Source organism: Streptomyces alboflavus (genome assembly GCF_000716675.1).
In the GTDB taxonomy this organism is placed as follows: Bacteria; Actinomycetota; Actinomycetes; order Streptomycetales; family Streptomycetaceae; genus Streptomyces; species Streptomyces alboflavus.
Genome location: NZ_JNXT01000019.1, coordinates 16,375 through 29,077, shown reverse-complemented (window position 1 = coordinate 29,077; position 12,703 = coordinate 16,375). Strand labels below are relative to the sequence as shown.

Below are 12,703 nucleotides of genomic sequence, written 5' to 3'. Positions count from 1 at the left end.
GGCTGATCAGACTCCGGCGGTCGTGGGGGCGTCGGCGAGGTCGGCGGGCGATGCCAGGTGGCCGGTGACCGCGGTGGCGGCGGCGACCTGCGGCGACACCAGGTGGGTGCGTCCGCCCTTGCCCTGACGGCCCTCGAAGTTGCGGTTGGACGTGGACGCGGAGCGCTCGCCGGGGGCGAGTTGGTCGGGGTTCATGCCCAGGCACATCGAGCAGCCCGCGTGCCGCCATTCGGCGCCGGCCGCGGTGAACACCTTGTCCAGGCCCTCCTCGACCGCCTGCAGGGCGACCCGCACCGAGCCCGGCACGACCAGCATCCGTACGCCGTCGGCGACTTTGCGCCCGTCGAGGACGGCGGCGGCCGATCGGAGGTCTTCGATACGGCCGTTGGTGCAGGAGCCTACGAAGACGGTGTCCACCTTGATGTCCCGCAGCCGCTGTCCGGCGCTCAACCCCATGTACTCCAGGGCCTTTTCGGCGGCGAGCCGCTCCGAAGCGTCTTCGTACGAAGCCGGGTCGGGGACGTGTCCCGACAGGGGCAGGCCCTGGCCCGGGTTGGTGCCCCAGGTGACGAACGGCGAGAGATCGGCGGCGTCGATGTAGACCTCGGCGTCGAAGACGGCGTCGTCGTCGGTGCGCAGCGTCTTCCAGTACGCGACGGCCTCGTCCCAGTCGGCGCCCTGCGGGGCGTGGGCGCGGTCCTTGATGTACGCGAAGGTCGTCTCGTCGGGGGCGATCATGCCCGCGCGGGCGCCGGCCTCGATGGACATGTTGCAGATGGTCATGCGGGCCTCCATCGAGAGCTTCTCGATGGCCGGGCCGCGGTACTCCAGGACGTAGCCCTGGCCGCCGCCGGTGCCGATCCGGGCGATGATGGCGAGGATCAGGTCCTTGGCGGTGACACCGTCGGGCAGTTCGCCGTCGATGGTGATGGCCATGGTCTTCGGGCGGGCCAGCGGCAGCGTCTGGGTCGCGAGGACGTGCTCGACCTGGGAGGTGCCGATGCCGAAGGCCAGCGCGCCGAAGGCGCCGTGCGTGGAGGTGTGGGAGTCGCCACAGACCACCGTGGTGCCGGGCTGGGTCAGTCCCAGCTGCGGTCCCACTACGTGGACGACGCCCTGCTCGACGTCGCCGAGCGGGTGCAGCCGGACGCCGAACTCGGCGCAGTTCTTGCGCAGCGTCTCCAGCTGGGCGCGGGACACGGGGTCCGCGATCGGCTTGTCGATGTCGAGGGTCGGGGTGTTGTGGTCCTCGGTGGCGATGGTGAGATCGAGGCGCCGCACCTGGCGCCCGGCCTGCCGGAGGCCGTCGAACGCCTGCGGGCTGGTCACCTCGTGCAGCAGGTGCAGATCGATGAAGAGGAGGTCGGGCTCGCCTTCGGCGCGCCGGACGACGTGGTCGTCCCAGACCTTCTCCGCGAGAGTCCTACCCATCGCTTTCCCTCCGACCGGCGTCGTGCGCCGGCCCAACTAGAGAATCAGTTCGCCGACGCCGTACCCCTCGTGACTGCGCGCTGGACGCCGGCCGCGAATCCGTTGGTCGCCGGACCGCTCCTACAGAGTGGCGGGTTCCCGGATTTTTTGAACTTGCGTTTCACAGAGTGAGACGCGAGTATCGTTGCATGGACAACTCTAGCGGCGTAGGCGTTCTCGACAAGGCAGCCCTTGTCCTGAGCGCCCTGGAGTCCGGTCCCGCCACCCTTGCCGGGTTGGTCGCGGCCACCGGGCTCGCACGACCCACGGCCCATCGTCTGGCCGTGGCCTTGGAACACCACCGGATGGTGGCGCGGGACATGCAGGGCCGTTTCATCCTGGGCCCGCGCCTGGCCGAGCTGGCCGCGGCGGCTGGCGAGGACCGGCTGCTCGCGACGGCCGGTCCGGTGCTCACGCATCTGCGGGACGTGACGGGCGAGAGCGCGCAGCTGTATCGACGCCAGGGCGACATGCGGATCTGCGTGGCCGCGGCGGAGCGCCTCTCGGGCCTTCGGGACACGGTCCCGGTCGGTTCGACGCTCACGATGAAGGCGGGTTCGTCGGCGCAGATCCTGATGGCCTGGGAGGAGCCGGAGCGGCTGCACCGGGGCCTGCAGGGCGCGCGGTTCACGGCGACGGCCCTGTCGGGTGTGCGCCGCCGGGGCTGGGCGCAGTCGATCGGCGAGCGGGAGCCGGGAGTGGCGTCGGTGTCGGCGCCGGTGCGCGGTCCTTCGAACCGGGTGGTGGCGGCCGTCTCGGTCTCCGGGCCGATCGAGCGTCTTACGCGGCACCCGGGCCGGATGCACGCCCAGGCCGTCATCGACGCGGCCGGCCGTCTCTCCGAGGCGCTGCGCCGCACCAGCTGAGACGCCCCACCCCTCATCTCCGGCCCGCGGCTCCAACGCCGCAGCGGCGGGCGGGAGATGAGGGGTGTCGTACGTCCGCACACGAAAGAAGCCCTTCCCGACCGGGAAGGGCTTCTTCTTCGCGTACCCCCGACCGGATTCGAACCGGCGCTACCGCCTTGAGAGGGCGGCGTGCTAGGCCGCTACACAACGGGGGCTTGCTGGTGTTGCTGTTACTGCGCTGGGCTACCAGGACTCGAACCTAGAACAAAGGAACCAGAAACCTTCGTGTTGCCAATTACACCATAGCCCACAGGTGGTCTATACCAGACCACAGTACCCCCGACCGGATTCGAACCGGCGCTACCGCCTTGAGAGGGCGGCGTGCTAGGCCGCTACACAACGGGGGCCCTAGCGATCCTGCATTGAGGTCAGTGGGTGCGACCCGAACTGTCCTCACGGGAAGGATCTGTACCCCCGACCGGATTCGAACCGGCGCTACTGCCTTGAGAGGGCAGCGTGCTAGGCCGCTACACAACGGGGGCTTTGCGGATCGTGATCCGCGGTTGCAGATGAGCTCTGCGAGCTGGCCTACCAGGACTCGAACCTAGACTAACGGAACCAGAAACCGTCGTGCTGCCAATTACACCATAGGCCATCAAAGCGCAACCCCCTACGGGGGCTTTGTTTGACTTGCGCTTCCCGGGCCGGACCTTTCGGCCCTCTCGGGCGGCGCAGGAAGAACATTACCCGAAGGTGGACGGCGCTCCAAAACGGGTATCGGCCAGCAACAGCGCGGGCAGCTCGGCGAGGCCGGCGATGCGGTGGACGCCCGACGGGCCTTCCTGGGCCGAGCCGTTGCGGTCGAGCCAGATGCCGAGCAGCCCCGCGTCACGGGCGCCGCGGGCGTCGATCTCCGGCTGGTCGCCGACGTAGGCGATCTCCGCGGGCGCGAGGCCGAGCTCCGCGCACACGGCGTGGAACGCCTCCGCCGCGGGCTTGGAGACGCCCAGGTCGGCGGCGCACAGGACGGCCTCGAAGCGGTCGCGCACGCCGAGGGTGCGGAGCTTGTGGTCCTGCACGGCGTGGGCGGAGTTGGACAGGACCGCGTGCCGGTAGCGGTCGGCGAGGGCGTCCAGGGTCGGCAGGGTGTCCGGGAAGAGGGTCCAGGCGGCCTCGTAGTGCGCGCGGTAGCGGGCGAACCAGGCGTCGGCCTCGATGTCGTCGAGCGCAGCGCCCACGAAGTCGCGCACGCGGTCGCGGCGCTGCGTCTCGAAGTCCACCTCACCCGCGCCGAAGCGGGCCCAGTGGCGCTCGGTGGTCCGCTTCCACAGCGCGAGGGCGTCCTCGGCGGTCCCGTACCCGGCCAGGAGGTCCTCGGCGACGAGGTGGGCGCGGATGCCCTCGGTGTCGGCGTGGGCGTAGTCGAAGATCGTGTCGTCGATGTCCCAGACGACGGCCTTGATGGTCGTGCCGCGCTTGATCGTCATGCTGTGAACGTACGGGAAGGGCCCGGAAGCCGTGTCGGCTTCCGGGCCCTTCCCGTACGGCGTACCCGCGTGACGTACCCGCGCGGTTATCCGGCGAGCTTCGCCAGGGCCGCGTCGACGCGGGCCAGCGCCTTCTCCTTGCCCAGGATCTCCAGGGACTCGAAGAGCGGCAGGCCGATCGTGCGGCCGGTGACGGCGACGCGGACCGGGGCCTGCGCCTTGCCGAGCTTCAGGCCGTGCGCCTCACCGGCGGCGAGGACGGCCTCCTTGAGGGACTCCGCCGAGGTCCAGTCGGCCGCGTCCAGCTTCTCGCGGGCCGTGCGGAGCAGGGCGTCGCTGCCCTCCTTCATCGCCTTCGTCCAGGACGCCTCGTCGAAGACCGGCTCCGGCAGGAACAGGAAGTCGACGTTGTCCGTGATCTCGGAGAGGACCTTGATGCGGGTCTGGGCGTGCGGGGCGATCGCGTCCCACTTCTCCTGGTCGAAGGCGTCCGGCGCCCAGGGGGCGTGCGGGGCCTTGAGCCAGGGGGCGCAGGCCTCGGCGAAGGCCTTCACGTCCAGCATCCGGATGTGGTCGGCGTTGATCGCCTCGGCCTTCTTCAGGTCGAAGCGGGCCGGGTTGGCGTTCACGTCCGCGAGGTCGAACTTCGCGACCATGTCGGGGATCGAGAAGACGTCCTGGTCGGCGGAGAACGACCAGCCGAGGAGGGACAGGTAGTTCAGCAGTCCCTCGGGCAGGAAGCCGCGCTCGCGGTAGAGGTTGAGCGACGCCTGGGGGTCGCGCTTGCTCAGCTTCTTGTTGCCCTCGCCCATCACGTACGGGAGGTGGCCGAACTCGGGGATCGCCTTGGCGACGCCCAGGTCGATCAGCGCCTTGTAGAGGGCGATCTGGCGCGGCGTCGAGGACAGCAGGTCCTCGCCGCGAAGGACGTGGGTGATCTCCATCAGGGCGTCGTCGACCGGGTTGACCAGCGTGTACAGCGGGGCGCCGTTGGCACGCACGATGCCGTAATCGGTGACGTTCTCGGCCTGGACGGTGATCTCGCCGCGCACCAGATCGGTGAAGGTGGTGGCCTCGTCGGGCATCCGGAAGCGCACGATGTGGCTGCGGCCCTCGGCCTCGTACGCCTGCTTCTGCTCGGCGGTCAGGTCGCGGCAGTGGCCGTCGTAGCCCGACGGCTTGCCGGCGGCGCGGGCCGCCTCGCGGCGGGCGTCCAGCTCCTCGGTGGTGCAGTAGCAGGGGTAGGCGTAGCCGCCGTCGAGGAGCTTGGCCGCGATGTCGCGGTAGATGTCCATGCGCTGCGACTGCCGGTACGGCGCGTGCGGGCCGCCGATCTCAGGGCCCTCGTCCCAGTCGAAGCCCAGCCAGCGCATCGAGTCGAGCAGCTGCTCGTAGGACTCCTCGGAGTCACGGGCCGCGTCGGTGTCCTCGATGCGGAAGACCAGGGTGCCCTCGTTGTGCCGGGCGTAGGCCCAGTTGAACAGGGCGGTGCGGACCAGGCCCACGTGGGGGTTGCCGGTCGGGGAGGGACAGAAACGTACGCGTACCGCGTTAGCCACGCTTGATCACCTTGTTGGTGAGAGTGCCGATGCCTTCGATGGTGACGGCGACCTCGTCGCCGACGTTGAGGGGGCCGACCCCTGCCGGGGTGCCCGTGAGGATGACGTCGCCGGGGAGCAGCGTCATGGCCTCGGTGATGTGGACGATGAGATCCTCGATGGGATGGATCATGTCCGAGGTGCGGCCCAGCTGGCGCTGTTCGCCGTTGACCGTGCACTGGAGCGTGAGGTCGGCGGCGCGGGCCAGGTCGATGTCGGTCTCCACCCAGGGACCGAGCGGGCAGGAGGTGTCGAAGCCCTTGGCGCGCGACCACTGGTTCTCGCTGCGCTGGATGTCCCGCGCGGTGACGTCGTTGGCACAGGTGTAGCCGAGGATGACGTCGGCGACGCGCTCGCGCGGCACCTCGCGGCACATCCGGCCGATGACCACGGCCAGCTCGGCCTCGTAGTGCACTTCCCTTGAGAACGAGGGGTACTCGACGGGGTCGCCGGGGCCGCACACGGAGGTGGACGGCTTGAAGAAGGCGACCGGGGTGTCGGGGATCTCGTTGCCGAGCTCCCGGGCGTGGTCCGCGTAGTTGCGGCCGATGCCCACGATCTTGTTGGGCAGCACCGGCGGGAGCAGGCGCACCTTGCTCAGCGGGACCTTCGTGCCGGAGAGCTCGAAGTCGGCGAACGGGATGCCTTTGATGATGTCGAGGACGAGCCCCTCGGTGCTCCCGGGGGGAGCTTCGCCCTCGACCGCGCCGAAGGCGACATTGCCGTCGATGGAGAATCTGGCGATGCGCAACGGGGCCCCTTGCGTTCGTGGTGGAGGTGTGCGCTCCAGTCTATGGGGCTTCGCCCCTCTCCCCCTGATCGCCGCTTCGCGGCTCGCCCTCAATCGCCGGACGGGCTCTTTCCCTGCCGGGCGTCGCTCTTCGTCCTACGGTGCTTCCATCAGGACCGTGCGGCGGGGGTTCGCCGTCTGGGTCGGCAGTTCTACGGGGTGCTCCGGCTGCTCGGCCACGGGCTGCACGTCGTCTGCGTCCTTGAGGTGCGCGAGGGTGGTGCGGCGCGGGTTGGCTATGTTGCGGAACATCAACGTGGACTTCATCTGCCGTTTCGACCCTGTCGGTTGGGGCGTCGCTCGGTGGACGCCGGTTGTCGGTTTCGCCATCCCTGTAAAGCGTCAGGCTAAACATGCAATTCCCAACCAAAGTCCAGAAGAGGCCATGATCTTCATGTGAGTTTGCTCACTTAGTAGTGGGCAAAAGGGTCAATTCCGGCTCGCGGTCCAACCATTGAAAACGGACATTGCCCGCCTGAAGCGCTCATTCCGCTCCTGATCATGAAGACTGGGACACCCGCTACGCCCGGCGTTCTCGTATGGAAAAGTCCGTTATGGGAGACTTCACTTTCTACGTCTCGTAACGCGCCAATCACGTGGTGTCACGGAGTTCATGGGCTGACCCACGGGCCTTGTTGGAGATCCTGCACTGTGCTGGAATTCCCGGGACCGCCGCGGGATCGAACCGGCGCACAGGGGCGCAACGCAGCGCCGAGTGGCGGCGGGAAGGGGGAGAGCAGCGCCGGTCTCACGACCACCAAGGGGTGCCTGGCGCCCCGAGACGCCGACACCGTCCCGCCGTCCACGCGGCAGGACGCCTGGTCCAGAGGTTGCGACGCTAGTGCAGGGACGTTTCAAGAGGGATGGCAAGGGGTCTCCCCAGGCCGGTCGCGGCCGAGGGGATGCTTCGGCGGAGCCGGAGCGCGGCGGAAGTGACCGCGGCTCCTCGGCCCAGCACGCCCAGAACCCCGGACAGGTGCAGTCCGGTGACGGCGGCACGGGCGCTTCCGGGCCCGCCGCGGGCGGAGCCCTGCCGAAGGGATCCAAGACACCCCCGGGTCCCGGCCCGCGAATAGCCCTGCGCAACTGGCGCATCTCCACCCGTCTGGTCTCGCTTCTCGCGCTCCCCGTCATCGCCGCGACCTCGCTGGGCGCGCTGCGTATCAACTCGTCCCTCGACGAGATCGAGCAGCTCGACAACATGAAGCTGCTGACCGACATGACGAAGCAGGCCACCGATCTGGCCGCCGCGCTCCAGGAGGAGCGCGACCAGTCGGCAGGCCCCCTCGCGCACGGCGCGAAGGACTCGGACTTCGCCGTCAAGGGCACCCGGGTCAAGACGGACCGCGCGTACCGCACCTTCCTGCGCGGCACCCAGCAGCTGGAGGACAGCGACAACGACAAGGGTCTGCTCGGCGTCCGCCAGAGCACGATCCAGATCACCCGGCAGCTGCAGAAGATCAACGAGGTGCGCCGCAACGCGTACGCCGACGACAAGTCCTTCTCGCAGACGGTCGACGCCTACAGCCAGCTCATCGAGCAGCTCCTGAAGCTCTCCCAGGACATGGCGCAGGCGACCAGCAACCCGGACATGATCCAGCGCACCCGCGCGCTGTCCGCGTTCTCCTCCGCCAAGGAGTACGCGTCCGTGCAGCGCGCCATCATCGCGGCCGCCCTGCCCGCGAACAACCGCGAGTTCGGCAAGCTCTCCGAGACCGACCGCCGCTACGCCTTCTCCGCCCTGGACAAGGAGGGCTCGGAGCTCCAGTCCTTCAACCGGATCTACACCGGTGACCGCGAGAAGCTCCTCAAGCCCATCAGCGAGGGCAACTCCGCCATCCAGGCCGCCAACTCCTACGCCAAGCGCGTCCTGGAGCAGGAGGGCGGCATCAAGCTCCGCGGCAAGCGCTCCTACAAGGACTGGGTGGACGCCGACTCCACCAAGATCTCGGAGATGTCCAAGATCGAGCTGACGCTGCTCGACGAGATGGAGCAGAAGGCCCGTTCGCTCAGGAACGAGTCCGAGCAGCAGGCGATCCTCAACGGTGCGCTCATCCTGCTCGTCCTCGGCGTCTCGCTCGTCGGCGCCTTCGTCGTGGCCCGGTCCATGATCCGCTCCCTTCGCCGGCTCCAGGACACCGCCACCAAGGTCGCCCAGGACCGCCTGCCCGAGCTGGTCAAGCAGCTCTCCGAGTCCGACCCGCAGGACGTCGACACGTCCGTGGAGTCGGTCGGTGTGCACTCCCGGGACGAGATCGGCCAGGTGGCCGCGGCCTTCGACGACGTGCACCGCGAGGCCGTCCGCCTCGCCGCCGAGCAGGCCCTCCTGCGGGGCAACGTCAACGCGATGTTCACCAACCTCTCGCGCCGCTCCCAGGGCCTCATCCAGCGCCAGCTCTCGCTCATCTCCGAGCTGGAGTCCCGCGAGGCCGACCCCGACCAGCTGTCCTCGCTGTTCAAGCTCGACCACCTCGCGACCCGCATGCGCCGTAACGGCGAGAACCTCCTCGTCCTCGCCGGTGAGGAGCCGGGCCGCCGCTGGACCCGCCCGGTCCCCCTCGTCGACGTGCTGCGCGCCGCCGCGTCCGAGGTGGAGCAGTACGAGCGCATCGAGCTGTCCGCGGTGCCCTCGACCGAGGTCGCCGGACGCGTCGTCAACGACCTCGTGCACCTCCTCGCCGAGCTGCTCGAGAACGCGACCTCGTTCTCCTCGCCGCAGACCAAGGTCAAGGTGACCGGTCACGCGCTGCCCGACGGCCGCGTGCTCATCGAGATCCACGACACCGGCATCGGCCTCTCCCCCGAGGACCTCGCCGCGATCAACGAGCGGCTCGCGTCGCCGCCCACCGTGGACGTCTCCGTCTCCCGCCGCATGGGTCTGTTCGTGGTCGGCCGCCTCTCGCAGCGCCACGGCATCCGCATCCAGCTGCGCCCCTCCGACTCCGGTGGTACGACCGCGCTGGTCATGCTGCCCGTCGACGTCGCCCAGGGCGGCAAGAAGGTCCCGAGCAAGGCGGGCGCGCCCGCACCGACCGGCGGTCCCGCCGCGGCCCAGGCGGCCGCGGGTGCCGCCGCCGCCCGGCGCGGCGGTGGCGTGGCGGCCGGTCTCGGCGGTGCCGCACGCGCCCGTGGCCAGGTCGGCCCCGGCGCGAGTGCGCAGCGCGGCCAGGTGCCCTCCGGTCCCGGACCGCGCGCGGCACTGCCCGCACGCGGCGGCAACCAGGGCCCGTCGGCCGGGTCCCCGGTGGCGCCGGGCGGTCTCGCGGGGGCCGGTGCGTCCGGGCCCGGCGGGGGTGCCGGTGCGAACGGGCCCGCTGGTCTCGCCGGTCCTCCGGCGCCGAACGGCCCCGGCGGCGCCCAGCGTCCGCAGGCGCCGCAGCTGCCGCAGAGCCCCCAGGCCCCGCAGGGCGGCCGGAGCGGCTTCTCCCAGGGCAGCCGCCCCGGTGCCGGCATGGCGCAGCCTCCGGTGCCCCAGCAGCGTACGAACGACGCGGGCGGCGAGCAGGGCCGGCGGCCGCAGCTGCCGCCGCGGCCGGGCTCCGGCCAGCGCGGCAACGCCCCGCGCGCCGAGCTGCCGGGCGGCAACCCCCAGCCCCGTACGCCCAGTTGGAGCGACGAGAACGCGCAGCCGCAGGTCTCCCGCGAGCCGTTCGACACCCCCCGCGGCCACGAGGAGCCCGAGTCCACCGGTCAGTTCGCGGTCCCCGCGGGCCTCGACGACCGCCAGGGCCCCGGCTCCACCGCGCAGTTCGACCGCCCCGACTTCGACGGCCCGCCCCCGGGCACGTCGGGGCAGAACGGCGCCGTCCAGGCTCCCGGCGGGCAGAACACCGGCGAGTTCGTGCGCTCCGACGTCTTCGGCGGCCCCGCCCAGGGTGCCCCGCAGGGCGGCCAGAGTGGTCAGGGCGGCCAGGCCCCGCACAGCACCGGCGAGTTCTCCGTGCCGCGTCCGCCCGCGCCGCGCCGCGGCCAGGGTCAGGGCGACCGCCAGGGCGCCCCGCAGCAGCCCCAGGGCCAGCGCGGCGACGGTCAGGGCGCCCCGCAGCGCCCGCAGGCCCAGTTGCCCGAGGCCCCGCAGGCGCCGCAGCAGTCCGAGCCGGAGGCCCTGCCGCCCGCGTCCGGACCGCTGGACGGCCGCACGCCGCTGTACGACACGCTGGAGACCAACTGGTTCTCGCAGCAGGCCCAGGACCAGGCCGAGCAGGAGCGTCAGGCGCAGGAAGAGCGTCAGGCGCAGGCCCAGGCCCAGCAGGCACAGCAGCAGGCCGAGCGCGACCGGCAGTCCGAGCAGCGCCACCCGGGCCTTCCGCAGCGCCCGCAGCCGCGCCGCAACCAGCAGCCGCAGGCCCCGCAGCGCGGCAACGGCGCCGAGCCCGGGCACCGCCCGGAGCCGGTCCGCCGTCCGGAGGCCGGTCCGGCCCAGCAGCCGCTTCCGCAGCGCGAGCAGCAGCTGCCGCAGCGCCCGGCGCCCGACCAGGGCCGCGCGGGCGGCCTCGGCACGCCCCCGCTGCCCCAGCGTCCCGGCGGCTCCCCGGCTCCGGCCGCGGCACCGACCGCGGGCAACGGCAACACGAGCAGCACCACCGGCAACACCAGCAACACCGCTTGGCGTACATCGCCGAACGACGAGCTCGGTCGCCAGGCCGAGCGCGTCCGGCAGCCCTCCGCGGGCGGCGTCACCACTTCCGGGCTGCCGCGCCGGGTGCCACGGGCGAACCTCGTGGCGGGCACCGCACAGCAGGCTCAGGAGAGCGCGGGACCGCAGGTCTCCCGTGCGCCCGACGACGTGCGCGGCCGGCTGACCAATCTCCGTCGGGGCATCCAGCAGGGTCGCCAGGCCGGTACCGGCCAGACCGGCAGTTTCCCCACTCACCAGCAGGAGCGTTAGTTGAGTCCGATGAGCCAGGCGGCACAGAACCTGAACTGGTTGATCACCAACTTCGTGGACAACACCCCCGGGGTGTCCCACACGGTCGTGGTCTCCGCCGACGGCCTGCTTCTCGCGATGTCCGAGGGCTTTCCGCGCGACCGCGCCGACCAGCTCGCGGCCGTCGCCTCCGGCCTGACCTCCCTCACCGCCGGGGCGTCCCGGATCTTCGAGGGCGGCGCGGTCACGCAGACCGTGGTGGAGATGGAGCGCGGCTTCCTGTTCATCATGTCCGTCTCCGACGGTTCCTCCCTCGCCGTCCTCGCACACCCCGAGTGCGACATCGGCCTCGTCGGCTACGAGATGGCCCTCCTCGTCGACCGTGCGGGCACCGTCCTCACCCCGGACCTGCGCGCCGAACTCCAGGGCAGCCTGCTCCACTAGGCATCCCCCACGGCCCGCACCGCCCGCCCTCGCCCGGCCGCCCCACCGTCCGAGCGAGCCGACCGAACGTACCGACTCACCGTCCGGCCGCCAGTCATGCCCCCACCCGGCTCTGTCAGACGGAACGCAGACAACTGCTGTCCCGCCCGGAGGATCCATGAACCCGCCCACCGCCTCTCACGACCCGTACGGCGCAGCCCATGCCGGGTACGGAGTTGAGGGCGACCAGCCGCTGGTGCGTCCGTACGCGATGACCGGCGGCCGGACCCGGCCCCGCTACCAGCTCGCGATAGAGGCGCTGGTCAGCACCACGGCCGACCCGGCCCAGCTGATGGGGCTGCTCCCCGAGCACCAGCGGATCTGCCACCTGTGCCGTGAGGTCAAGTCGGTGGCCGAGGTCTCCGCGCTGCTCTCGATGCCGCTCGGTGTGGCCCGCATCCTCGTCGCCGACCTGGCCGAGGCCGGGCTCGTCGCCATCCACCAGCCCGGCGGCGACGAGAACGCCGGCGGCCAGCCCGACGTGACACTGCTCGAAAGGGTGCTCAGTGGACTTCGCAAGCTCTAACGGGGGCGGCTTCGCGGGCTCCGACGCCGGCGGTGGCCGGTCCACCACGTCCGCCAAGATCGTGGTGGCCGGCGGCTTCGGCGTCGGCAAGACCACGTTCGTCGGCGCTGTCTCGGAGATCAACCCGCTGCGGACCGAGGCCGTGATGACGTCCGCGTCCGCGGGCATCGACGACCTCACGCACACCGGTGACAAGACCACCACGACGGTGGCGATGGATTTCGGCCGCATCACGCTCGACCAGGATCTGATCCTGTACCTGTTCGGCACGCCCGGGCAGGACCGCTTCTGGTTCATGTGGGACGACCTGGTGCGCGGCGCGATCGGCGCCGTCGTGCTCGTCGACACCCGGCGTCTGGCCGACTGTTTCCCGGCCGTGGACTACTTCGAGAACTCGGGCCTGCCCTTCGTCATCGCCCTCAACGGCTTCGACGGCCACCAGCCGTACACCCCCGACGAAGTGCGCGAAGCACTGCAGATCGGACCGGGTACGCCCATCATCACCACCGATGCCCGGCACCGTGCGGACGCAAAGAGTGGCCTGATCACACTGGTTGAGCACGCATTGATGGCACGCCTCAAGTAGGCGAGGGCATACGGAAGTTGCCGTAGAGCACACGGAACGATCTGTGTC

General features: G+C 70.8%; 10 protein-coding genes and 5 tRNA genes. 5 read left to right on the top strand and 10 right to left on the bottom strand.

The features are described 5' to 3' along the window. Positions 1-6: 6 nt before the first annotated feature. The gene (gene leuC, locus OO63_RS16195) at positions 7-1,431 is read right to left on the bottom strand and encodes a 3-isopropylmalate dehydratase large subunit (protein ID WP_030361935.1); all 1,425 of its coding nucleotides are present in this window, start codon (positions 1,429-1,431) and stop codon (positions 7-9) included. A gap of 188 nt (positions 1,432-1,619) precedes the next feature. On the opposite strand from leuC, the gene ndgR reads away from it, so the two are divergent. After that, on the top strand, positions 1,620-2,336 hold the full coding sequence (ndgR, locus tag OO63_RS16190; RefSeq protein ID WP_030361934.1) for an IclR family transcriptional regulator NdgR: 717 nt from the start codon (positions 1,620-1,622) through the stop codon (positions 2,334-2,336). Positions 2,337-2,460: 124 nt separating this feature from the next. Here ndgR and OO63_RS16185 read toward each other — a convergent pair. The 9 genes from OO63_RS16185 to OO63_RS45990 all read right to left on the bottom strand — a co-directional run bounded on the left by OO63_RS16185 (position 2,461) and on the right by OO63_RS45990 (position 6,460). Further along, positions 2,461-2,533 (bottom strand) — tRNA-Glu (locus tag OO63_RS16185). 23 nt (positions 2,534-2,556) lie between these two features. Then, positions 2,557-2,628: transfer RNA gene (locus OO63_RS16180), tRNA-Gln, on the bottom strand. 24 nt (positions 2,629-2,652) lie between these two features. Then, positions 2,653-2,725: transfer RNA gene (locus OO63_RS16175), tRNA-Glu, on the bottom strand. Between the two features lie 62 nt (positions 2,726-2,787). Beyond that, a tRNA-Glu gene (locus OO63_RS16170) sits at positions 2,788-2,860 on the bottom strand. Positions 2,861-2,901: 41 nt separating this feature from the next. Continuing rightward, positions 2,902-2,973: transfer RNA gene (locus tag OO63_RS16165), tRNA-Gln, on the bottom strand. An 88-nt stretch (positions 2,974-3,061) separates the two neighbouring features. Further along, the gene (locus tag OO63_RS16160; RefSeq protein WP_030361933.1) at positions 3,062-3,805 is read right to left on the bottom strand and encodes an HAD family hydrolase; all 744 of its coding nucleotides are present in this window, start codon (positions 3,803-3,805) and stop codon (positions 3,062-3,064) included. Between the two features lie 86 nt (positions 3,806-3,891). Further along, entirely contained in the window at positions 3,892-5,364 is a 1,473-nt protein-coding gene (gene gltX, locus OO63_RS16155; protein WP_078619169.1) for a glutamate--tRNA ligase, read from the bottom strand. Then, the gene (locus tag OO63_RS16150; RefSeq protein WP_030361931.1) at positions 5,357-6,154 is read right to left on the bottom strand and encodes a fumarylacetoacetate hydrolase family protein; all 798 of its coding nucleotides are present in this window, start codon (positions 6,152-6,154) and stop codon (positions 5,357-5,359) included. The genes gltX and OO63_RS16150 overlap by 8 nt, the downstream gene beginning before the upstream one ends. 135 nt (positions 6,155-6,289) lie before the next feature. Continuing rightward, positions 6,290-6,460: a hypothetical protein gene (locus OO63_RS45990; protein WP_087885997.1), complete on the bottom strand. Its 171-nt coding sequence runs from the start codon at positions 6,458-6,460 to the stop codon at positions 6,290-6,292. Positions 6,461-7,034: 574 nt separating this feature from the next. Between OO63_RS45990 and OO63_RS16145 the strand changes: the two genes are divergently transcribed. The 4 genes from OO63_RS16145 (at position 7,035) to OO63_RS16130 (ending at position 12,655) form a co-directional block, all read left to right on the top strand. Further along, positions 7,035-11,081 (top strand): sensor histidine kinase, encoded by a 4,047-nt coding sequence (locus OO63_RS16145; protein ID WP_030361930.1) that lies wholly within the window; start codon positions 7,035-7,037, stop codon positions 11,079-11,081. 9 nt (positions 11,082-11,090) lie between these two features. Continuing rightward, complete coding sequence (locus OO63_RS16140) at positions 11,091-11,504, top strand: roadblock/LC7 domain-containing protein (RefSeq protein ID WP_030361929.1); 414 nt, start codon at positions 11,091-11,093, stop codon at positions 11,502-11,504. Between the two features lie 157 nt (positions 11,505-11,661). Further along, positions 11,662-12,069: a DUF742 domain-containing protein gene (locus tag OO63_RS16135; RefSeq protein WP_030361928.1), complete on the top strand. Its 408-nt coding sequence runs from the start codon at positions 11,662-11,664 to the stop codon at positions 12,067-12,069. Then, on the top strand, positions 12,050-12,655 hold the full coding sequence (locus OO63_RS16130; protein WP_030361927.1) for a GTP-binding protein: 606 nt from the start codon (positions 12,050-12,052) through the stop codon (positions 12,653-12,655). The genes OO63_RS16135 and OO63_RS16130 overlap by 20 nt, the downstream gene beginning before the upstream one ends. Positions 12,656-12,703 lie beyond the last annotated feature (48 nt).